Source organism: Natrinema versiforme JCM 10478, from assembly GCF_000337195.1.
Classification (GTDB): Archaea; Halobacteriota; Halobacteria; order Halobacteriales; family Natrialbaceae; genus Natrinema; species Natrinema versiforme.
On sequence record NZ_AOID01000053.1, the window covers coordinates 33,929 to 53,598 of the forward strand.

18 protein-coding genes and 1 tRNA gene are annotated in these 19,670 nt (G+C 65.9%); 6 read left to right on the forward strand and 13 right to left on the reverse strand.

The window, feature by feature from the left end:
• The first annotated feature begins 50 nt into the window (after window positions 1-50).
• Window positions 51-1,208 (forward strand): multicopper oxidase domain-containing protein, encoded by a 1,158-nt coding sequence (locus tag C489_RS17410; RefSeq protein WP_049891010.1) that lies wholly within the window; start codon window positions 51-53, stop codon window positions 1,206-1,208.
• A gap of 33 nt (window positions 1,209-1,241) precedes the next feature.
• On the opposite strand, the gene C489_RS17415 is transcribed toward C489_RS17410, so the two are convergent.
• The gene (locus tag C489_RS17415) at window positions 1,242-1,505 is read right to left on the reverse strand and encodes a hypothetical protein (RefSeq protein ID WP_006432659.1); all 264 of its coding nucleotides are present in this window, start codon (window positions 1,503-1,505) and stop codon (window positions 1,242-1,244) included.
• Window positions 1,506-2,480, reverse strand: a complete 975-nt coding sequence (locus tag C489_RS17420; protein WP_006432660.1) for a transcription initiation factor IIB — start codon at window positions 2,478-2,480, stop codon at window positions 1,506-1,508.
• Window positions 2,481-2,668: 188 nt separating this feature from the next.
• On the opposite strand from C489_RS17420, the gene C489_RS17425 reads away from it, so the two are divergent.
• Complete coding sequence (locus tag C489_RS17425) at window positions 2,669-3,091, forward strand: DUF5830 family protein (protein WP_006432661.1); 423 nt, start codon at window positions 2,669-2,671, stop codon at window positions 3,089-3,091.
• Here the strand turns inward: C489_RS17425 and C489_RS17430 are convergent.
• Window positions 3,088-4,260 carry a DUF7115 domain-containing protein gene (locus tag C489_RS17430; protein ID WP_006432662.1) on the reverse strand — a complete coding sequence of 391 codons (1,173 nt, stop codon included), beginning with the start codon at window positions 4,258-4,260 and terminating at the stop codon, window positions 3,088-3,090. The genes C489_RS17425 and C489_RS17430 overlap by 4 nt on opposite strands.
• 194 nt (window positions 4,261-4,454) lie before the next feature.
• Between C489_RS17430 and C489_RS21640 the strand changes: the two genes are divergently transcribed.
• Window positions 4,455-4,605 (forward strand) — tRNA-Met (locus C489_RS21640).
• A 321-nt stretch (window positions 4,606-4,926) separates the two neighbouring features.
• On the opposite strand, the gene C489_RS17435 is transcribed toward C489_RS21640, so the two are convergent.
• The 5 genes from C489_RS17435 to C489_RS17455 form a co-directional block, all read right to left on the reverse strand.
• A complete protein-coding gene (locus tag C489_RS17435; protein ID WP_006432663.1) occupies window positions 4,927-5,193 on the reverse strand; it encodes a hypothetical protein in 267 nt (88 codons plus the stop codon).
• A 327-nt stretch (window positions 5,194-5,520) separates the two neighbouring features.
• Complete coding sequence (locus C489_RS17440; protein ID WP_006432664.1) at window positions 5,521-6,618, reverse strand: glycosyltransferase; 1,098 nt, start codon at window positions 6,616-6,618, stop codon at window positions 5,521-5,523.
• Entirely contained in the window at window positions 6,619-7,602 is a 984-nt protein-coding gene (locus tag C489_RS17445; RefSeq protein WP_006432665.1) for a glycosyltransferase family 4 protein, read from the reverse strand. It abuts the gene before it with no gap.
• 86 nt (window positions 7,603-7,688) lie between these two features.
• Complete coding sequence (locus C489_RS17450) at window positions 7,689-8,549, reverse strand: hypothetical protein (RefSeq protein WP_006432666.1); 861 nt, start codon at window positions 8,547-8,549, stop codon at window positions 7,689-7,691.
• A gap of 129 nt (window positions 8,550-8,678) precedes the next feature.
• Entirely contained in the window at window positions 8,679-10,382 is a 1,704-nt protein-coding gene (locus tag C489_RS17455) for a sulfatase (protein ID WP_152423179.1), read from the reverse strand.
• Between the two features lie 272 nt (window positions 10,383-10,654).
• Here C489_RS17455 and C489_RS17460 point away from each other — a divergent pair, with 272 nt between their 5' ends.
• Both C489_RS17460 and C489_RS17465 read left to right on the forward strand, forming a co-directional pair.
• On the forward strand, window positions 10,655-11,674 hold the full coding sequence (locus C489_RS17460) for a lysylphosphatidylglycerol synthase transmembrane domain-containing protein (protein WP_006432668.1): 1,020 nt from the start codon (window positions 10,655-10,657) through the stop codon (window positions 11,672-11,674).
• Between the two features lie 54 nt (window positions 11,675-11,728).
• On the forward strand, window positions 11,729-12,286 hold the full coding sequence (locus tag C489_RS17465) for a metal-dependent hydrolase (protein WP_006432669.1): 558 nt from the start codon (window positions 11,729-11,731) through the stop codon (window positions 12,284-12,286).
• Here the strand turns inward: C489_RS17465 and C489_RS17470 are convergent.
• Window positions 12,245-12,754 (reverse strand): metal-dependent hydrolase, encoded by a 510-nt coding sequence (locus C489_RS17470; RefSeq protein ID WP_049891023.1) that lies wholly within the window; start codon window positions 12,752-12,754, stop codon window positions 12,245-12,247. The genes C489_RS17465 and C489_RS17470 overlap by 42 nt on opposite strands.
• Window positions 12,755-12,911: 157 nt before the next feature.
• Between C489_RS17470 and C489_RS17475 the strand changes: the two genes are divergently transcribed.
• Window positions 12,912-13,433, forward strand: coding sequence for a DedA family protein (locus tag C489_RS17475; protein WP_006432671.1), 522 nt, complete (start codon window positions 12,912-12,914; stop codon window positions 13,431-13,433).
• A gap of 49 nt (window positions 13,434-13,482) precedes the next feature.
• Here the strand turns inward: C489_RS17475 and C489_RS17480 are convergent, their stop codons facing one another.
• From C489_RS17480 to C489_RS17495, 4 genes are all read right to left on the reverse strand, one after another.
• Window positions 13,483-14,886: an aryl-sulfate sulfotransferase gene (locus C489_RS17480; protein WP_006432672.1), complete on the reverse strand. Its 1,404-nt coding sequence runs from the start codon at window positions 14,884-14,886 to the stop codon at window positions 13,483-13,485.
• Window positions 14,887-15,026: 140 nt separating this feature from the next.
• Entirely contained in the window at window positions 15,027-15,902 is an 876-nt protein-coding gene (locus C489_RS17485) for a universal stress protein (RefSeq protein WP_006432673.1), read from the reverse strand.
• Window positions 15,903-16,010: 108 nt separating this feature from the next.
• Window positions 16,011-16,310: a HalOD1 output domain-containing protein gene (locus tag C489_RS17490; RefSeq protein ID WP_049891013.1), complete on the reverse strand. Its 300-nt coding sequence runs from the start codon at window positions 16,308-16,310 to the stop codon at window positions 16,011-16,013.
• A 109-nt stretch (window positions 16,311-16,419) separates the two neighbouring features.
• Window positions 16,420-19,575, reverse strand: a complete 3,156-nt coding sequence (locus C489_RS17495; RefSeq protein WP_006432675.1) for a PAS domain S-box protein — start codon at window positions 19,573-19,575, stop codon at window positions 16,420-16,422.
• Between the last annotated feature and the right edge of the window lie 95 nt (window positions 19,576-19,670).

Consider the following 19,670-nt stretch of genomic DNA (forward strand, 5'->3'; position numbering starts at 1 on the left):
AAGAACCTGCTCGACCCGTTATACACGGGGACTTCTTAGGACCAGTTGTCATGAGTGATCGTATCGGCGCACCCGGATTGGGGCTATCGCGACGCGAATTCGTTGCTGCGACTGGCGGTGTAGCGGCACTGACCGGACTTGCCGGCTGTACGAGTCAGGGGGCCCAGCAGGACTCCCAGCCGGAGAACTCCGGCGAGGGGTCGACGGAGTCGTCGAACTCCGACCTCCCGTGGACAAGCTCGCCGGAGGTCGTCCAAGTCGACGAACAGGGCGGCAGCGTGACGCTGCAGTCGGTGACCTCCCGACACGCCGTCCATCCGATGGACTCCATGGGCGGACCAGTCGAACTGCCCAGCGTCTGGGCGTTCAAGGCCGACGACGGGCAGCCGAGCGTTCCGGGCCCGATCCTCCGGACGACGGAGGGTAACGACATCGAGGTGACCCTCGACAACACGGACGCCGACATGCCCCACACCCTACACTTCCACGGGGCACAGAAGACCTGGGAGAACGACGGCGTGCCGACGACGACGGGGATCACGGTCAACCCCGGCGAGAAACACACCTACACGATCCCGGCGAACGTCCCGGGAACGCACCTCTATCACTGCCACTACCAGACCCACCGGCACATCGACATGGGAATGTACGGCATTTTCCGCGTCGATCCGAAAGGGTACGAGCCGGCCGATAAGGAGTACTTCTTCACGCTGAAAGACTGGGACTCCCGGGTTAACCGTCAGTTCGCCGGCGAGGATGTCGACTACAGCCCCCGGAACCGCAACCCCGACGTGTTCACGATCAACGGGAAGAGCCTCCCGCGGACGCTCCACCCCGAGGAGGGCTCCCCGATCATCGTCGATCACGGCGACACCGTCCGGCTGCACATGGTCAACGCGGGCTACATGTCCCACCCGATGCACACGCACAACCACCGCTTCCGTCTCGTCGAGAAAGACGGCGGCCAGGTCCCCGAGACGGCCCAGTACGAACAGGACGTCACGAACATCGCACCCGCGGAACGACACACCGTCGAGTTCGAGGCAGATGCCGACCCTGGTATCTACCTCATGCACTGCCACAAGGTCAACCACGCGATGAACGGGGACGCCTACCCCGGCGGCATGGTCAACGGCATCGTCTACCGCGACGCGATGGACACCGACGTCTTCGCTGACCTCATGCAGTACGCCGGCTACGAGGGCTGATCAGCGAGACAAACCAGACAGTATCGACCGGGGTTATGACCGACTTTCCGTTTCCGTCGAGACGGCTGCCCCGCCGGTCGCCGGTTGTGCGTCGTCGACTCGCCGACGCCCGACCGCGGTGATCTCGTACCGACGACAACCGACCGAACGGATGTCCTCCCCGTCTCGGAGGCGGTTGCAGGCTTGTTCGACCGCGATGGGATGTTCGTCGATCGCCGCGGCGAGGTCCACTACATACCGGGGCGACTCGTCTGCGAGCGCATCGAGGACAGTCTGCTCGAGTCGTTGTCGGGACATCTATCGCTCCCGCTCCTCCCCGTAGGCGTCTAGTAACTCCCGGTATCGATTTCGGACCGTGACCCGGCTCACGCCGGTCTCCTCGCCGATCCGTTCCTGTGTGAGTCGCTCGTTCGCGAGCCGCGCCGCCCCGTAGATCGCCGCCGCCGCGAGCCCAGCCGGACTCCGCCCGCTGTGGAGCCCCTGGGCTTTCGCCGCCTCGAGAATTTCTCGGGCCAGCCGCTCGGCGTCGTCGCTAATCTCGAGTACCGAGGCGTACTGCGGGAGGTAGTGTATCGGATCCGCGGGTTCGATCTGGAGCCCGAGTTCGCTCGAGAGGTAGCGATAGGCTCGCTGAATGGGGAGTTTGTCGACGCGGCTCACCGATGTGAACGCGACCAGCGTCCGCGGCGTGCCGTGTCGTCTGGCGGCCGCGTACAGGGAGGCGGTCGACATCGCCTCGATCGAGCGACCGGGCAACAGGCCCTCGTCGACGGCGCGGCGGTACAGGACCCCGGCCGTTTCGCGACACGGCTCCGGCAGCCCGAGTGCCGACGCCATGCGCTCGATCTCGCCGAAAGCCTGTTTCAGGTTCCGTTCGGCGGCGTCTTTCGAGGTGAACCGTTCGTTCCACGTCCGCAGCCGCTGGAGTTGCTCGCGCTTGCGGCCCGAAATCCGATTGCCGTAGGCGTCCTCGTCCCGCCAGCCGATCGTCGTGCTGAGCCCCTTGTCGTGGCGGAGTTTCGATACCGGTGCGCCGACCCGCCGTCTCTCGTCGGCGTCGTCGTCGAGAGTCCGCCACTCGGGGCCGTAATCGATCGCGTCCGCATCGAGGACGAGCCCGCACTCCGTACACGTCCGCTCGCCGTGTTCCTCGTCACGGTGGACCGACCCGTCACACTCCGGACACTCCGTCCCCCGCCGCTCAGGAGCGATCTCGCGCTCTCCGTTCCGGGTCGATTCCTCAGTAGCCGTACCGACGATCGTCTGAGTCATTGGTTCTGTCTCCGCCGGGACCGTGCCCCGGCCGCGTGTGATGGCTTCGCTTGGATTGGAGGGAAGCGCGGGTATCAACGACCGGCGGATTCCCAGTGCGTGGGAACGGTCGACGTGCCACGTCTACCCAGCGGCGAGGGATGCGAGAGGAGCAACGTTTATTCGCTCCGAGACGACAGCACAGACAGATGAGTCGCGACGGGGATCGGACCGAACGCAAAGGTGAGTCCAGCGTCGACCCCCCACTCGAGGCCGACGACGACCGCGTCGAACTGGGGCTTGCCCTGCTCGCCCGCCTCGAGCACGAATCGCTCTCGCTCGCCGACGCCGTCGACCGAATCGAGACGGTCACGGCCGATCCGACGGTAACCCGAACGATCCTCGATCAGGCGGAACTCCGCGGGATCATCGAACGTGACGACGGTATCGTCCGCCCGAAGAGTTCCCAATACGTGCGCTTCGAGCGCGACGTGATCACGAAAGAGGGGGAGTTCTCCTGTCGGCGCTGTGGCTCCGGGCTGTCGACCGGCTACTTCATCGACCTCGAGGCCGGAGAACTCGGCCCCTTCGGCTCCTCGTGTATCCGAAAAGTTACTGGACGGGACGACTAACGGCCCTGCCGGAGTTCCGCGATCAACTGATCGATCGTCTGTTGCTGTTGTTCGATGAGTTCGCTCTGCCGTTCGACCGATTCCTCGAGCGAGTCGAGTCGCTCCAGGAGTTCGGGATCAGTCTCGGCGACGGGTGCCGACTCGGCGGTTGCCGACTGCGGCGACTCGGACCCGGCGAGAGCCGAGTCCGTCCCGGCAGTCTCCTCGAAGACCGAGCCGGTCTCCGCTTCCCGCCTCCTCGCTGCGGTATCGGGTTCGGTCGCGCGGTCGTCCGTCTCGGCGGCCGCTCGAGCCGACGAGTGGCCCGACTGCCCGTCGCTCCCGTCGGCCCCCGTCACCGCTGAGTCGGCAGTCGCGGCGTCGTCCTCGGTTCCGCCAGCGAGTGGATCGCCCGATCCGGTACCCGCCGCCTCGGTGGTCTGTTCGGCGGTCACCTCCCGATCCTCGGGCTCGGGCGGGTCGGCATCGAGCGGGTCGACGCCGCCGCCGAAGTCGACCGACCCGCCGCTACTGGCCGGCTCGTCCTCGTCGACGCCAATCGTCTCGTTGAGTTCCTCGAGCGAGCCGACATCGTGGTAGTCGAACAGCGCCCGCTGGAGCCGCTCCCGGAGATCGTTTGCTTCCTCGTTGGGGGCCTTGATCCGCTGGGGCCGGCCATTGGCCGTGAGGACGATCTGGGTGGCGACGCTCCCGTCCTCGAACGAGAGGCTGGTTACGTCGCCAAACTGGTACTCCTCGAAGTCCTCGTCCCAGACCGCGCCGCCGATGTGTTTGACGAGCCGATCGCTCGTAACGATCAGCGTCAGTTCGCTAAACCGATAGGGCTTGATGACCGTCTCTCCGGGCCCGGTGATCCCGTTGCCGTTTAACACCCCGGCGAGGACGGGGTGTAACACTTCGTCGGTTTTCCCCGCGGGCACGGAGAACGATCGCTCGCCCTCGAGTGCGTACTCGAGGGTAAATTTCGTCTTGCGCCGCCCTTCGGAGAGGGTCAACCGATCGGCGTCGTGAGAGTACTCGTCGGCCGATTCGTCGCTCAGGAGACCGTCGGCACGGTAGACGATCGTCCTCGTGGGAGTGATGAAGAGTTCGTCGTCGCTGCCGAGAGAGACCCGGGCCGCGATCTCCTCGCCATCGAGAGTCGAGTGGACGATGCCGGGAACGCTCATGCGGCGCTGTTCGTAACACCGTTTGATAAAGATTGCTAGCCCGTACCCGCGGTTCCGTGCGGTCCCGCGAGCACAGCGGTCGCTCTCGCCGAATCCAACCCGGAGACGGCGGGCGATCACCGTCCATGGGTCCGCGTTGCATGGCGGATCCGAATACAAAGGTTAAAGAAACGGACCGCACTACTCGTAACCGAGCCCGGGTGGCTTAGCTGGACATAGCGCCGCACTCATAGGGTTCAGAGATTCGGTGCGGTTTCGCCTTGGAAGCCTCCGTGTCCCTCGAGGACTGCCGAGCCTCGGACCTGGGACATGCGGAGATCGAGGGTTCGGAGCCCTCCCCGGGCACTGGCTTTCTACGCGATGTCACGAACGGAGTGAGTGACGAGTCTGAAAGCCAGTGCCCGAGAGGGGGCGACGAACCCGTAGGTCTTGCGCGAACAAAGTGAGCGCAAGGCAGGAAAGACGAACGGAGTGAGTCTTTCCGTGGTTCGGAGCCCTCCTGAACGTGTTTCCGACACCCGTCCTCGATTGAAGACGAGTGGCGACATCAGGGTGCCCGAGGAGGGCACTATACCCGAGCTCCGTGCTCGCTGGCGTTCTATACAAGAATTCGTACAGCGAACTCCCGCTTCAACTGGCCTCTCGCTCGAGAAATCCTAAACTCGATCAGGAGCCGTCGGCGGCGGCATCCCAATCGGTCCTGCAGTCCTCGGGTCGGACCTCTCGAATCGCGTCCATCCCTTCACTCGGAATGTGTTTGAAACAGCGCGGTTCGTGCTCCGTTTCCGCGATCCACGCCGCCTCGTCGCCACAGACAGCACAGCGAGGCGCACCGGCGACTCGCAGCGCGTACCACCAGCGGAGTCGCTCGAGTCGATCCGCGAACCCGGTCTCGAGTCGAGTGCGAAGGCGTGACAGACGGTTTCCGGTCACGGTCGATCCCCCTCGAGTCGGTCATCGTCGACCATCATGGGAGAACGTCGCGTCGCGTGCGGGTTACGTCTTCCGTCGATCGATGGCCGGTCACCCCATCGGTGCGTGTTCGAGTTGACATGATGGCGAACGACGGGTTCGGTCCCGTCCGTTGAGTTACGTGGCAGGCTAGACGGTTCGGGTATCGGTCTTTTCGTCGGCCGTGTCAGCCACTCTCCGCACGGAATTCGATATCTACAGACAATCACTCGAGTCGAACAGAACCGCCGTTGCCGATCCGATTCGCTCGAGCGTACCGAGAGAACAACGCGACCGCGGAGTATCGCCTCAACTCCGCTCTTCGTCGGGGAGTCCCCACGGGCTCTCGACGTCGGTCGCGGCCTCGTCCGTCGAGAGCGGTACGTCCTGATACAGTTGCTCAAGGTTGGTCATCGTGTACTCGACCGAGTAGCGCTCGACGGCCGCTCTGGTCTCGTACTCGGTTGCCAGCGACGTTTCGATCGCCTCGACCATCGAGTCGAGATCGCCGTACTCGAAGCGCTCGCCGTTGTCGGGGCCGATCGTTCGGTCGAACGGCGGCGCGTCGGTGGCCGCGACGGGGGTCCCGCAGGCGTTGGCCTCGAGCGTCGAGAGCCCGAGGGTGTCCGCGGTCGAGGCGGTGACGAAGGTGTCGATCGAGGAATAGAAGGCGGGCAGATCCTCGCGGGGGAGGAACTCCCGGAGTTCGACGTTGTCCGGCGCGTTTCGCTCGAGGGAGTCGCGGTAGGGGCCCTCGCCGACGATGACGAAGTCGTATTCCGGGAGTTCCTCGGCGGCCCGCAGGAGTTCGTTGACGTTTTTCTCCATGCTGAGCCGCCCGCTGTAGCCGATCACCGTCCGATCGGGGTACCAGTCTTCGGCAGTCGGTTGGAAGAAGTCCATGTCGATGCCCACCGGGAGCTGGACGTGTTCGACCTCGCGGTCGATCCGCTCGGTCGAGGCGGTAACGATGTCGAAGCTCCGGAGGAAGGCGTTCTCCGCGGGCACGTACGCCGCCGAGAGCGCCGCCGCGGCCGACTCGAGTTTGATACTCTGGTGAAAGTACTCCTCGAGCGGCGTGTGGTGGGTATAGATCGTCGGCAGGTCGCGTTTCCAGGCGTAGTAGCGACCGAGAAGGCCGATCGGTGCGGGACCGTGACAGTGGACGACGTCGAGATCGGGCAGCGTCGAGGTGCGTTTGGTAAGCGGGATCCGATAGCCGGCATAGAACGGGTTCGGCAGCGACCTGACCGGTATCTCGCGGTCACCCGGTTCATAGTCGCCGTCCGGATAGATGACGTAGACCTCGTGTCCGTTCCGTTCTAACTCCTCGCGCCAGAGCTTGATCGTATACGTTACGCCATCGATCTCGGGGAAATAACTGTCAGTAAAGAAGCCGATTTTCATTCAGGCCACCTCCTCGTACAGCGACTGGTACTGGTTCGCGACCGACGACAGCGAGAACGCCTCGCTGCGGTCGGCCGCGTTCGTTCCGAGCCGATCCCGGAGCGTGGAATCGGTGAGTCGCTCCAGCGCGTCGACGAAGCCGTCCACGCCCGAGTCGGCGACTTTCAGGCAGTCCTCGCCGTCCTCGAGCCACGAGAACGTCTCGATGTCCCGGACGAGGAGCGGCTTTCCCGCGGTCATCGCCTCGAGCAGGGCGATCCCCTCGTTTTCTTCGTGGGTCGGGAAACAGAAGATGTCGCCCGCCGCGTACGCGCCCCGGATGTCGTCGACGTAGCCGGTGAACGTGCAGTTGTCCGGCGACTCCTCGATCAGTCTCGTCGTTTCCCGTCCCTTCAGGGAGAGATCGAGCGGGCCGAACCACGCGAAGTCCAGATCGGGTAATCGACGGGCGAGTTCGACGAACGTCTCGAGGCCCTTGCGCTTGATCACGTGACCGACGAGGAAGACGGTGGGCGACTCGAGGTCATAGCGCTCCCGGTACTCGGCCTCGAGCGATTCGAACCCCTCGAGTTTCTCGCGGTCGACACCGTTCGAGATCACGGTCGTCGGCGCGTCCGCGTAGGTGTCGATCAGCCGACGGTTGTACGCCGAGGGACAGACCAGCGCGTCGGCGAGCCCGTAGGCCCGCTCGAGGTACGGCCGCAGCGGCTTCGAGAGGGCGTTCGTAAACCGGAAGCTGTCCCCGAAGTCCTCCGCGGTGACGTGGGTGTTCGCGACGACCGGAATACCGCGATCGCGGGCCCGCTTTGCGTACCAGACGGATCGAGGCCCCATGAGATTGCAGTGAAAAACGTCGGCCTCAAGCGTCGGCTCCGTCGTATAGCGCAGGTCCAACCCGTCCAACATCTTCCGCTGGTGGACGACGGACTCGCGGATCCCGCCGGTCACGTGGTCCTCGAACTCGAAGTAGTGGCTGATCTTCATACCGGGCTACACCAATCGGAGTGACCGTCGGACACTCGCGGATGCGGAACCGAATCGAGGGCCACGACGGGCGGTCGATTCCGGCGTTACTCGACTTCGAGCCACGGTACCTCCATCAGCGGCGGGATGTGCGTCTCGATGTGGTGTTCCCAGACGCCCTCCTCGCCGAAGGCCTCCCCGTGGTCGGCCGTCACGACGACGCGGCCGTCCAGTTCGTCGACCAGTTCCGAGACGGACTCGAGTGCGATCCGCAGGTTCTCCTCGTACAGCTCCAGGGCCGCCTCTCGAGTCCCGTTCTTGACGAGGTCTGCGGGATCGAGTTCGAGCCAGAGCCCCGCTTTCTGGGCGAGTTCGCTGCCCTCGAGTTTGTCTTCGACTTTCGGGCGAATGGTATCGCCGAGCGAGGAGAGCGCGCCACCGCCGTCGGTTTCGGCGTTTTCGGCCTCCTCCTGTTTGCGGATCCCTTTCTGGATCTGTTTGAGCTTCTGGCCTTTGCCACGGGAGAGGTAGGGCGCGTGTGGCTGCATGTAGTGGAGCACCGTCCGATCGGCCTGCTCGACGGCCTCCGTGTTGTTCCGGAACGCCTCGCCCAAACTCTCTGGGGGCACCGTCCCCAGATCGTCGTCCCAGCCGGTCTTCCAAACGTCGAAAACGTTGCTGATGTGGTCGGTCGCCGACCATTCGTAGTCGCAACTGGCCCCCCATTTGAGTTCGTTCAGTGGGATACCGAGGTCGTTAATAAACGGGTTCCCTGAAAAGTACGCGATATCGTGGTCGCCGGTAAACGTCCGGTAGGCCCACTCCGGCGTCGACGATCCCACGCTCCAGCGCTTTTCCAGCGTCCCGTCGAGATACTCGTCGTAGACGTCGCTGAACACGTCGTACCGACACGCATCCAGCACGAGACAGTAATCCCACTCCGACTCGAGGAAGTGCTGGTCGTCCATTAGTTGCGGGACCTTTCGAGTCGACCACTGTATTCTTATTGGTTCCTGAAGGTCACGGGAACCGACGCGGTCGGGCCGGCATATCACCGCGCCTGCACGGGGTTTCGTCGATCGAGTCGAGGCGGCAGTTCACTCCAGGTAACCGAGTTCGCGGAGCCGGTCCTGCGTCGCTTCGTCGGCCTCCTTGAGTGCATCCCCGGCGTCGGCATCCGTCTCGGTCGGGTCGTCCCACGCGCCGCCGACCGCGTCCTCGAACCGGGCGAGTGCCCGTTCGGTGGCCGCGACGCGGTCGTCGTCCGCGGGGTCGACCGGCGACGCCTCGCGCGGATCGTCATCGAGCCGGTACCCCTCGTCCGGAACGAGATCCGCGCGAACGTACTTCCGGTCGGTACCGCGTGCGGCCCGGAGCCGCGAGTAGGCCCGGTGATCCGCCGGCAGCGTGACGCCGGCCTCGCTCGCCTTCTGCTCTAAGTGGTGTAACTCGATGACCGGCTGGGCGTACTCGATAAACGCGTAGTCGGCGTCGCCGTCGCCCTCGAGGACGGCTCGCTGGCCGGGGTCCGGATCCGAGACGCCGTCGAACGCTCGGTACTCGCTCGAGAGCAGCGACCGCGTCGGGTCCAGCGCGACGGGGCCGTCGTCCCCGCCCGGGCCGACCGCGGGGTCGGGATCGACGGCCAGCGTGTCAAGCATCGTGTGATAGCAGTCGAGCAGTTCGACGAGATCGTCGCGCCGCTCGGCCTCGAGGGCAGGGTGTTTCACCAGCAGTGGGACGGTGACGAGTTCGTCGTAGAGCGCGAACTCGTGGCCGTAGAGGTCGTGTTCGCCGTGGAGTTCGCCGTGGTCAGCCGCGACGACGACGGTGGTCTCCTCCCACTGGCCGGTCGCGCGCAGCCAGTCGAAGAGACGGCCGAGTTCGGCGTCCATGTGCGCGATTTCGGCGTCGTACAGCCCCCGGATGTCGGCCCACTCCTCGTCGTCGATGTCCCGAACGCCGGCGTTGTACTCCTTCGAGTTCTGACAGACGGAATCGGGATCGACCCCGGGGGCGAAGGTTTCGCGGTACTCCTCGGGCGGGTAGTACGGCAAATGGGCGTCCATCAGATTGACGAACGCGAACCAGCCCCGATCGCTCTCGCTGTCGTCGATGAAGGACCTCGTTCGGTCGATGACCGACGGCGTCTTCGTGTCGGCCCCCTCGCCGCTGGCGAGTTTCTCGTGGGCCATCGCGCCGAGCCTGACGAGTTTCGACGCCATCTCGCGGAGGTAGTCGTTGTCGTTGACCGCCTGCCACGCGCTCGCGAGCGGACCCGAGAGCACGTCTCGAGGCAGGATCTCGAAGAACGAGTCGTGGGCGTCGAAGCCGTCGGTGAGGCCGGTGTAGGGGGTGATCCAGGCGTTCGAGGAGAAACACGCCGTGTCGTATCCCGCCGCCGAGAGGGTCGACGCCAGGGTCGTCGCGTCGTCGAGGTACGGACTCCCCTGGTCGGCCCTGTGCTGGCTCGGGTAGAGGCCGGTAAAGAGCGAGGCGTGGACCGGCAAGGTCCACGGCGCGGGCGCGACCGCGGACTCGAAGACGGTCGCCTCTTCGGCGAACACCGAGAGTTCAGGTGTCGTCCCCCGGTCGTAGCCGTACGGGCCGAGGCGATCCTTCCGGACGGTATCGAGCACGACGAAGAGGACGTTCGACTGGCGGGTGCCGGGTTCCGTCTCCGTCGCCGTTCCCGTCCCCTGTACGGCCGCAGTCTCGCGAACGGTTGACTGTGACCGACCCCCGGTACTGCAGCGGAGAGCGGGCGCTGACGGGACGGTAGAAGGGTTCAGGTAACTCACTGGGTGTATTCCACCGAGCGCACAATTTGTTATGGAGCGAGTACGGTCCCGGAACCGTCTCGCCGTCGCCGTAGTGAATCATTGAACGGGACACCCTCAAGGGCGGGGCCGGCGATAGCGGAGACGAGCCCAACGTCTCGGAACGACTCGAGCGGCCCTGTCCGACCGAGAGAACGAGCGCCCGATCGACGAGCAGGTACCCGTGAGCGCCGACCGCTTCCGTTGTTGCGAGCGATCAGACGTTTCAAGTCGACTGAGAATCCATACCCGCCATGGACGAGCAAAATCGGCGCGCGTTTCTCATCGGGGCCTTCGGTGCGATCGCGGTCTTTGCCGTCCTCGTGTTCATCGTCGGCGCGCGCTCTATTCTCGATTCTCTCCTCTCGGCACAACCGTCGCTCGTCGCGGCGACGTTTGCACTCGCGCTCTGTTGGCTGGCCGTCTGGAGCCTGATGCTCCGGACCGTCCTCGGCACGCTCGGCGTCGAGATCCCGCTGGGCAAGTCGTTTCTCGTCTACGCCGGCGCTGTCTTCGCCAACAACGTGACCCCGTTCGGACAGGCCGGCGGCGAACCGATCGCGGCGCTGCTCATCTCGAAGGTCTCCAACTCCCGCTACGAAACCGGTCTCGTCGGGATCGCGAGCGTCGACGTCCTCAACGTGATCCCGTCGATCTCGCTCGTCTTCGTGGGGATCGGCTACTATGGGACCACCGCCGCCGTCGGCGAGCGCCTCGAGACGGCCGTCGGCTCGGCCGTCGTGCTGATCGGTGCCGTCCTGCTCGTCATGGGACTTGTCTGGCGGTACCGAGACCGGATCATCGACCGTCTCCCGGCCGTCATCGCGCCCCGGCTCGGAAGGCTCGGTCTCGAGCGTTTCGACTCGGAGACGCTCGAGGCCGACCTCGCGGACCGAATGGGCCGGTTCTTCGAGAACATCGAGCGGCTCGCGACGAACCGCTGGCGGCTCGGGGCCGTGATCGGGCTCTCGCTGTGTGGCTGGCTCTTTCAGGTGGTCGCGCTGCTCGCGGCCTTTGCCGCCCTCGGCTACAGCGTCCCGCCCTACGTCCTGCTGTTTGCGATTCCGCTCGCGAACATCGCCGGCGCGGCCCCGCTCCCGGGCGGCCTCGGCGGGATCGAGGCCGCGTTCGTCACGCTGCTCGTCCCGACGACGGGCATCGAAGCGTCGGCCGTCACCGCAGCCGTCCTGATCTTCCGCGGCGCGGTCTACTGGATGCCCATCCTCATCGGCGGCGCCTCGGTGTCGGCGCTGGGGATTCGGACGCTCCGATGAGCCGGCCGAGTAGTTAACCGCGCCGGCCGCCGAGTAGCAGCCGACTCGAGACCGATGTATCGAGACGGTCACGCCGGCTTCAACGCGCTCCTGTACGCGCCGTTCGTGCCGACGGTAACCGCCGCCTACTCGCTCGAGACGGCGCTCTGGGGCGCGGTTATCGCGCTCGCCGCGGCGAACCTGCCCGACCTCGACCAGAGCATCGAGCAGATCGACCACCGCGGCCCGACTCACACCGTCTGGTTTGCCCTCCTCTTTGGCTTCGTTGCGGGAGTCGGAACCGTACTCGTCGCTCGCTCGGGGTTCGGCTCCGGCAGCTTCGGCTTCGGATTCGCCGTCGGCACCTGCGGGATTCTCGCCCATCTCGCGGGCGACATCGTGACGCCGATGGGAATCGCCCCGTTCGCGCCAGTTTCGCGGGTCCACGTCACGCTCGAGTGGTTCAAATCGAAAAACGGCCGGATCAATCGCGCGTTTCTGCTCGTCGGCTCGGTCGCGTTGGTGGCGTCGCTGCTGTTGGCGGCCGCTCAGCCGGTTCCGATACGGGTGCCGGTGTCGACGACCGGCGATTTATTCCGACTGACGCCGACGGACGCCGCCGCTTCGATCTAGCCACTGCTCGATCGCCGCTAGGTCGTCCGTGCGCCACGCGAGAACGCCGACGGACGCCGACCAGAGCAGGGTCGTCGCGATTACACCGTGGACGTCCAGGCCGGGGCTCCACGTCGCCCGCAGCGGGAACAGCCACGGGATCGCCATCGGGGACAGCGAATCGATGGCGAGGTGGGAACCGATCGCGAGTCCGGCAGCGATCGCGACTGCACGACTGCGGCTAATCGCGTACGTTCCAGCGATGACCGACAGCGCGAACAGCGGCGAATGCGTTATGCCCCGGTGGACGAACGGCCACCCCCACGCCGCCGGAAAGAGGAAGTCCGCGTCCGGGGCGAGCCCGAAGACGACACCCAGCCACAGCCCGGCTCGCGGACCGACATCGGCGAACCCGCGGGCGAGCGCGACGCCGACGATAGCGTGTGTCGCAAACGCGACGGTAAGAAAGACGATCAGTCCGAACAGCATCGGTTCACCCATCGGCCGAGATCCGGATATACGTTGTGCCGCTCCCCGCTCGCGGGCGGGGATTCGAGGCCGAGACCAGGTGTATTTACGACGGCTGCAACTGCAAGCCCACGACTTCAGTCGCCCGACGAGGTCAGAGTCGAGATGACAGACGGCGATGGTCCCCCTCCAACTCACCGAAACGCCACCGTGGCTCGAGTCCCTGTTCACCTCGGAAGTCGGCTTCGCGGTCCTGTTCGGCATCTGTGTCCTCGAGGGAGCGATGTTGCTGCGGTTCATGCCAAGCGAACTCGTCGTGCCGTCGGCACTGGCGCTGATCGGCTCGTCGGTCCCGACGGCGGCCTCGATCGTCGTCCTCGCGGTCGTCGGGACGACGGTCGGTCAACTCCTCCTGTTCGGGCTCGTCCGTCGCGCCGGTCGGGAGTACGTCCTCCAAAAGCGCTGGTTCCCGGTCACCGAGTCGCGCCTCGAGCGGTTCGACGGCTGGTTCGACCAGTGGGGAGCCGTTGCTGTCGCCGCGAGCAATACGATGCTGTTCGTCCGGGGGCTACTCACCGTGCCCGCCGGCCTCTCGGAGATGGACAGTCGATCGTTCCTCGTGCTGTCGGCGGTGGGCTCGCTGTCCTTTCAGTCGATTCTGGCCGGCCTCTACTTGCTCGGCGGTTACCTGCTCGTCTGAGCGGGAAACGACGCCGGGAGCCGAGACCGAGTGCGTCCGCGGTCGGGGCTCAGTCCCCGCCCTGCCTGGAGACCGGCAGCCGGAACCTGACCCCGGCGTCCCGCAATTGCCACCTGATCTCGAGGCCGGCCCAGAGCAGCCCCGTTAGGAGCGCGACCCCGACGGCGGCAAACTCCGACGCCCCCATCCAGACCGGGGTCGCGAAGAGGAGGCCGTTGTAGATCCGATGGGGGAGGATCGACTCGAGGAGGTTCCCGAGGAAGTCGAGCGGATCGAATCCGAAGAATCCGCTGCTCTCGTCGTCGCTCTCGGCCGTGGTTTGGGACTCGAGGCCGAGTGCTGCGGCGCTTTGGCCGCCCTCGCTTTCGGCACCGGTCTCTAAGCGTTCGGCCTCGTAGGGGAGCGTCGACTCGACCTGCCAGACGATGTCGCCGGATTCGTTGACCTCCATGACACGGTTGCCGTGGGTGTCGGTGATGAGCGTATTCCCGTTGGGCAGTCGATCGGCGTCTCGCGGCCACTGGATGCGGTCGTCTTCCCACTCCCAGCTACGGGTCCACTCGCCGTCCTCGCGCTGGAACTCCTGGACGCGGCCGTTCTCGGAGTCGGCGACGACGACGGCCGGGCCACCCTCGCTCTCGGGGATGTAGTCGGGGTTGTGCTGTTCGTACTGGATGTCGTACTCGTCTTCTTCCCCGAGGGTCCAGTCCTCGACCAAGCCCTCCTCCCGATCGAGGAAGACGACCTGGTCCTGATTCCGAAGGCTGGCCATGATTCGGCCCTCCATCTCGCCCGATTCGATGTATTCGACATCATTAATGTGCGCCCAGTCGCCGGGATACGCGCCGCCGCCCTCGACGGGGAAGTCGCTCTGGGCGTCCCAGAGCCACTCGACGACCTCCGTCTCGGTGTTCACGATGAACACCTGATCCGCGACGATGTCGGCGACGACGACGTGGGTCTCGTTGATGCGGTCCGCGTCGTGCCACTCGCCGGCGGTCTCCTTGTAATCGTAGCGCTCGTAGATCACCTCGACCTCGCCGGTCGAGAGGTTCGCGCGCTCGATGACGTTGCGCGCACACGGCGGGTCGGAACAGGTCGGACCCTCCGAGTGAATCGTGTCCGTCGCGGTGTACTCGACGGTCAGCGGGTCCCCCTCGACAGGGTCGACGTCGAAGTACTTCGTCCGCGAGTTGTTGTAATAGAGAACGTCACCGCTAGGTTCGTAGGCGGTGATGGTGCCGGCCCGCCCCGATTCGGTGACGACCGTATGGTTCTCCGTCGGCGGTGCGTCGGGCACGTCGGCCTCCGTGGCCGTCGAGAGGTCGTTCGACGCCGCGCTGGCGACGACGGCCGCCGAGAGGAGGATCACGGCGACGAACACGACCCGGAGTCGGTTTCGCGTGAGGATCGATCGGAGCCGAGCGAGCGGGGAGAGTGATCGGTCAGACATTGGTCATACCGGATACTGCCGGGCCATCCGAGGTACCATTATCCGTCGTTTGCAGTCTGTGACAGACGGCGTCGAACGCGGATCGCTTGGGGCCAGTGGCAGGCAGCAGCGGATCAGCGACGCCGTTGGGTCGCTGCGACTCACTCCAGTTCGTCCGCGCGTCTCGTGGTCAGGACGGGCACGGGCGAGGTCCGGATTACCCGCTCGGTGAAGCTCCCGAGCAGGTGGCGGTCGAGGCCGGTGTGGCCGTGGGTCCCCATCACGACGAGATCGACGCCCTCCTCGTCGACGTAGGTCGTGATCTCTCGAGGCACCGAGCCGGCCGTGATGGTCGTCTCGATCTCGTCGACACCCGCTTCCCTCGCGGTCGTTTCGGCCTCGTCGAGAATGGCCTGGACGTTCTCCTCGAGTTGCGAGGGGAGTTGCGTCGACTCCGGGTCGATCACCTCCGGCAGTTCGTCGACGACCGACAGCAGGTGTAACGTCGCGTCGTGTCGCGCGGCGATCGAGGCCGCGTGCTCGAGCGCTACCGACGCGTGGTCGCTGCCGTCGGTCGGCACGAGCACGTCGCCGTAGGGGTAGTCACGTCTTGCCCCTTCGGCCGATCGAACGGTCAGTACGGGAATCTTGCTCCGGTTTACGACGCAATCCGTGGTGCTTCCGAGGACGTATTCGCCGATCCCGCGCCGGCCGTGAGCGCCCATCACCGCGAGGTCGAACTCGTCGGTCGCGTAGTCGACGATCGCGGTTCGCGGATCGCCCTGGACGAGCTCCGTCTCGACCGCGACGCCGCGGTCCTCAGCCAGCGCGGCCGCGCCGTCGAGGATTTCGTCGCCCTCACCCTCGAGTACGTCGACGACGTCCATTCCGAGCCGGGTCAGACTCGGTTCCTTCGTGTCCGCGACGTAGAGCAGTTGGATCGTTGCCTCCCGGTCGGCAGCGATATCGAGCGCGTGCTCGAGGGCCGCCCTCGCGGGGTCGCTCCCGTCGGTCGGCACGAGGAGTCGCGTAGTCATGGATGGCGGTTCGGCACCGACCCGCTTACCTTTGTGGGATGCTCTCGCGGGGCCGAGAGAAACGAGAAGGGAACGGTCTCGCGGGCGATCGATGCCCGACGGAAGCCGCTACGCCGCTTCGACGCGGATCTCGCCGTCCGCGGCGACGGTCACCAGACAGTCGCTGTACTCGAACGTGACTGAGCCGGTAGACCGCACTCCGTTCGGGCGCGGCTCGAACAGCCGCTCGAGCGCGTCGGCGTTGATCGCGTAGTGGAGCGGCTCGAGGTCGGTGATGGCGTGGTCGCGAAATGTTGCGACGGCGTCCGCAACGGCAACGCTGAGCGGTTCATCATCGAGTCTATCGTACTGTACGGAATACTGCTCCCCCATCGCGGTCGACGGCGATCGTGAACTCATTTCTGTCATTGATTATACGTACCCCCAATACGCCGGTGGGACACTACTCCCCCGTTCTCGAGTTACCGTAAAGAGCCTGATTGTTAACTCTGTAACCCCGCTCGAAAGCGGTGGTTAATCAGTTAACCCCGGTGGTGGCCGTCCCCTCGAACAGTGCCGCGAACAGCTTCCGTTCGGCGGACCGGACGTGCTTGTGGAAGGCGGGCGGGGAGATCTCCAGCGACGCGGCGATTTCCTCGCCGGTAGCCCGTCGAGGCCACTCGAAAAAGCCGCCGTGGTAGGCCGTCTGGACGACCTCGCGTTGCCGATCGGTAAACCGGTCGAGCAAGGCGGTGCGGGCGGGGCCGCCGAGCGCCGACGGCTCGTCGGGTCGCTGCTCGCGCCGGGCGACCATCGAGACGGAGGGGCCGTTTCGCGTGATCGCGGAGAGGACGGCGCGAATTTCGGCGGCCTCCGGCACGTCGACGATCGCGCGGCCGCCGGACTCGTCGGCCGCGAACTCGCGCAGTCGCGCGCCGCGCGAATCGGCGATCGATCCGAGGAACGGGTCGGTCAACCGCACCTGAAGCACCGTTTCGCCCTCGTGCTCGGCGATCATCGACACCGCACCGATTCCGTCGATCGCACTGCAGTCGACGGTCTCCGACGGATCGTCGACGGGGTCCTCGACGGCGACGAACGCGACTCGCGAGCCGTCGGCCCGCACCGTCGTGCCCTCGTAGGTGACCGGTTCGTCGAGCACCGCCGCGAGCCGACACAGGGCCGCGTCGGCCGCGACCTCGAGTTCCACCTCGGTGTACTCGTCCCCGACGAGCGCGTTCTTGCGCTTGACCGCGTCGATCGCGTAGGCGATCGTTTCGCCGAGTTCCGCGACCGTCGACCGGAACGTCTCGTCGAAGGCCTCGCGTTCCTCGCCGTAGAGCGAGAGCACGCCGTAGAGGAACCCGTCGTAGACCAGCGGCACGGCGTAGACGGACTGGAAGTTCCGCGACAGCGCGTCGCCGCGCCACTCGCCGTCGTGGACCGCGTCGGCGACGTTGTCGACAGCGACCGGCGCTCGCGTCCGAGCGGCCCGACCCGCCGGCTCGGCGGCCGACTCGTCGACCGCCGTTACCGTCACCGCATCGAGATACCCCCGGTCGAGTCCGGCGCTGGCTCGCGGCTCGAGGCGATTACCGCTCGGGTCCGGTTCGCCGATCCACGCGAACGAACACGCCTCGAGGTCGGCAAGCAGGTCGGGGACTTCGCGTTCGATCTCGGCGCGGGAGCCGGCCAACAGGAGGTGCTGTTCGATCGCCTGTCGGACCTCGTTTGCCTCGTTAAGCCGCTCGAGGTGCCGGTTCTGCTGCTCGAGTTCGCGCTCGCGCTCGCGTAACCGGCGGGTCCGGCCGATGCGGTCGAGCGCGGCCTCGGCCGTCGCCGCGAACAACTGGGCGAGTTCGACCGTCTCGTCGTCGTACCCCCCGGAGTTGGCCGAGAGTGCGACGAAGACGCCGTGTTCGCCGAGCGGGACGCAGAGACCGCTCCGAGCGACAGTCGGCTCGTCGTAGACACCGACTGCGCCCCCGATGTCGTCAGCGACCACCGACTCGCCGTCGACGAACGCCTCCCAGACGATACCGTCGTTGGGCTGCAGCCGCGGCGGCGAGCCAAAGGCCGACTCGAGGGCCGGCGACCACGCCGCCGGAACGAGTTCGTTCTCTCGGTCGTCGAACCGATAGACAGCGCCGTCGAGATCGAGCACGTCGGCCGCGATGTCGACGACGTATTCGAAGGCGTCCGCTTTCGAGTCGACGGTCAGCAGGTGGCGGGACGCCTCGTGGACGGCGTTAAGCGCTTCCTGATACTGGACGCGCTCGGTCACGTCCGTGGCGACGCCGATCACGCGGTCGACGGTCTCCTCGTCGTCCGTGATCGGCCGGTACCACGTCTCGAAGACGCGATCGCCGAGCCGTCTGCGCGAGTCGACCGTCTCCCCCTCGAGGGCCGTCTCCGCGTCGGCGCGGGCCTCGGGGTAGTCCTCGAGCAGGTCGGCGACCGAGTTGCCGACGACGTCCTCGGGGTCGAAGCCGAGGTTCGCGAGCCCGCGGCCCTCCGAGAGCGTGAATGTGCCCTCGTCGTCGAGGGCGAACAGGACGACAGGAGCGTTCTCGACCAGCGCCTGTAACCGCTCGGTGCGCTCGGTCAGATTCCGTTCGCGCTCGATGCGCTCGGTCACGTCCCGCCAATAGACGGAGATCCCCGACGGCGACGGGTAGATCGTCGCTTCGATCCACGCGTCGTAGCGCTCGTAGTACCCCTCGGCTGTCCGGGACTCCTGAGACGCCATCGCCTCGATTGCCTCGTGCTGGAAAACCGTCCCGGTCATCTCCGGGAATACGTCGAGAATATACCGGCCGAGGATATCCGAGCGGTCGAAATCGAGTTGCTCGAGCGCGCGGTCGTTGACGTACGTAAACCGCCAGTCCGCGTCGAGCGCGTAGAACGCGTCGGTGACGCGCTTGAACGACGCGCTCAACTCCCGCTCGATGCGGTTGTACTCCGTGATGTCCCGGATCGACGCGACGACGCCGTCGATGGCGTCGTCCCCGAGCCGGTTCGTCAGGGTGGCTTCGTGGACGTATTCCTCTCCGTCGGCGTGCCGGCACGCGTACTCGACGGTCCGTGACGTGCCGTACTCGGCCGCGCGGACGGCGGCGAAGGCGTTCGTCACCGCCTGCACGTCGTCGGAATGGACGTGGTCGCGTATGTGGGACCCGCACAGACCGTCGGCGTCGACGCCCCCGACGCGTTCGCCGGCCGGCCCGGCGTGGGTGATCTCGCCGTCGCTGTCCGCGACGAGCACCACGTCGGACGAGTGCTCGAGCAGCGTTTGGAACCGTTCCGTTCGCCGGTCGACCGTCTGCTGCATCGCGGCGAACGCGACGGCCCGGCGGAGCCGCTGGGCTAAGAGCCGCGGCTCCTGAATCGTCGTCTTGGCGATCACGTCGGGATCGCCGGGGAGTCGGTCGATCGACTCGGTTCGCGCCGGATCGACGGCGTAGACGATCGGATACGCCTCGTCGACGGCGGCGACGGCCTCCGGGTCGTCGGTCAGGAGGCAGTTCGCCGCCTCGAACTGGTCGTCCGTGACCGCAGCGGCGGTCGCGACCGAGTCCGTCACGGTCACCGACTCGTCCGCCAGCCCCGCCATAGCTGTCCGCAGCCACTCCGACGAGCCGACGGCGAGGGCGCGTACCGGGGTCGTCTTTCCGTCCTCGAGACCGCGAGCCATACCGCTGGGTTGGCCGGCACGAATAAAAACTTCGTGTCGGTTTCGGTTGCATCGATCGAGCAACTGTCGGTACTATTCCGGTTGCGAGACGGTCT

Excerpts from the sequence above, each read along its gene's own strand:
- C489_RS17410 (WP_049891010.1), top strand. The coding sequence starts at position 51 with ATGAGTGATCGTATCGGCGCACCCGGATTGGGGCTATCGCGACGCGAA.
- C489_RS17415 (WP_006432659.1), bottom strand. The coding sequence starts at position 1,505 with ATGTCCCGACAACGACTCGAGCAGACTGTCCTCGATGCGCTCGCAGAC.
- C489_RS17420 (WP_006432660.1), bottom strand. The coding sequence starts at position 2,480 with ATGACTCAGACGATCGTCGGTACGGCTACTGAGGAATCGACCCGGAAC.
- C489_RS17425 (WP_006432661.1), top strand. The coding sequence starts at position 2,669 with ATGAGTCGCGACGGGGATCGGACCGAACGCAAAGGTGAGTCCAGCGTC.
- C489_RS17430 (WP_006432662.1), bottom strand. The coding sequence starts at position 4,260 with ATGAGCGTTCCCGGCATCGTCCACTCGACTCTCGATGGCGAGGAGATC.
- C489_RS17440 (WP_006432664.1), bottom strand. The coding sequence starts at position 6,618 with ATGAAAATCGGCTTCTTTACTGACAGTTATTTCCCCGAGATCGATGGC.
- C489_RS17445 (WP_006432665.1), bottom strand. The coding sequence starts at position 7,602 with ATGAAGATCAGCCACTACTTCGAGTTCGAGGACCACGTGACCGGCGGG.
- C489_RS17450 (WP_006432666.1), bottom strand. The coding sequence starts at position 8,549 with ATGGACGACCAGCACTTCCTCGAGTCGGAGTGGGATTACTGTCTCGTG.
- C489_RS17460 (WP_006432668.1), top strand. The coding sequence starts at position 10,655 with ATGGACGAGCAAAATCGGCGCGCGTTTCTCATCGGGGCCTTCGGTGCG.
- C489_RS17465 (WP_006432669.1), top strand. The coding sequence starts at position 11,729 with ATGTATCGAGACGGTCACGCCGGCTTCAACGCGCTCCTGTACGCGCCG.
- C489_RS17470 (WP_049891023.1), bottom strand. The coding sequence starts at position 12,754 with ATGCTGTTCGGACTGATCGTCTTTCTTACCGTCGCGTTTGCGACACAC.
- C489_RS17475 (WP_006432671.1), top strand. The coding sequence starts at position 12,912 with ATGGTCCCCCTCCAACTCACCGAAACGCCACCGTGGCTCGAGTCCCTG.
- C489_RS17480 (WP_006432672.1), bottom strand. The coding sequence starts at position 14,886 with ATGTCTGACCGATCACTCTCCCCGCTCGCTCGGCTCCGATCGATCCTC.
- C489_RS17485 (WP_006432673.1), bottom strand. The coding sequence starts at position 15,902 with ATGACTACGCGACTCCTCGTGCCGACCGACGGGAGCGACCCCGCGAGG.
- C489_RS17490 (WP_049891013.1), bottom strand. The coding sequence starts at position 16,310 with ATGACAGAAATGAGTTCACGATCGCCGTCGACCGCGATGGGGGAGCAG.
- C489_RS17495 (WP_006432675.1), bottom strand. The coding sequence starts at position 19,575 with ATGGCTCGCGGTCTCGAGGACGGAAAGACGACCCCGGTACGCGCCCTC.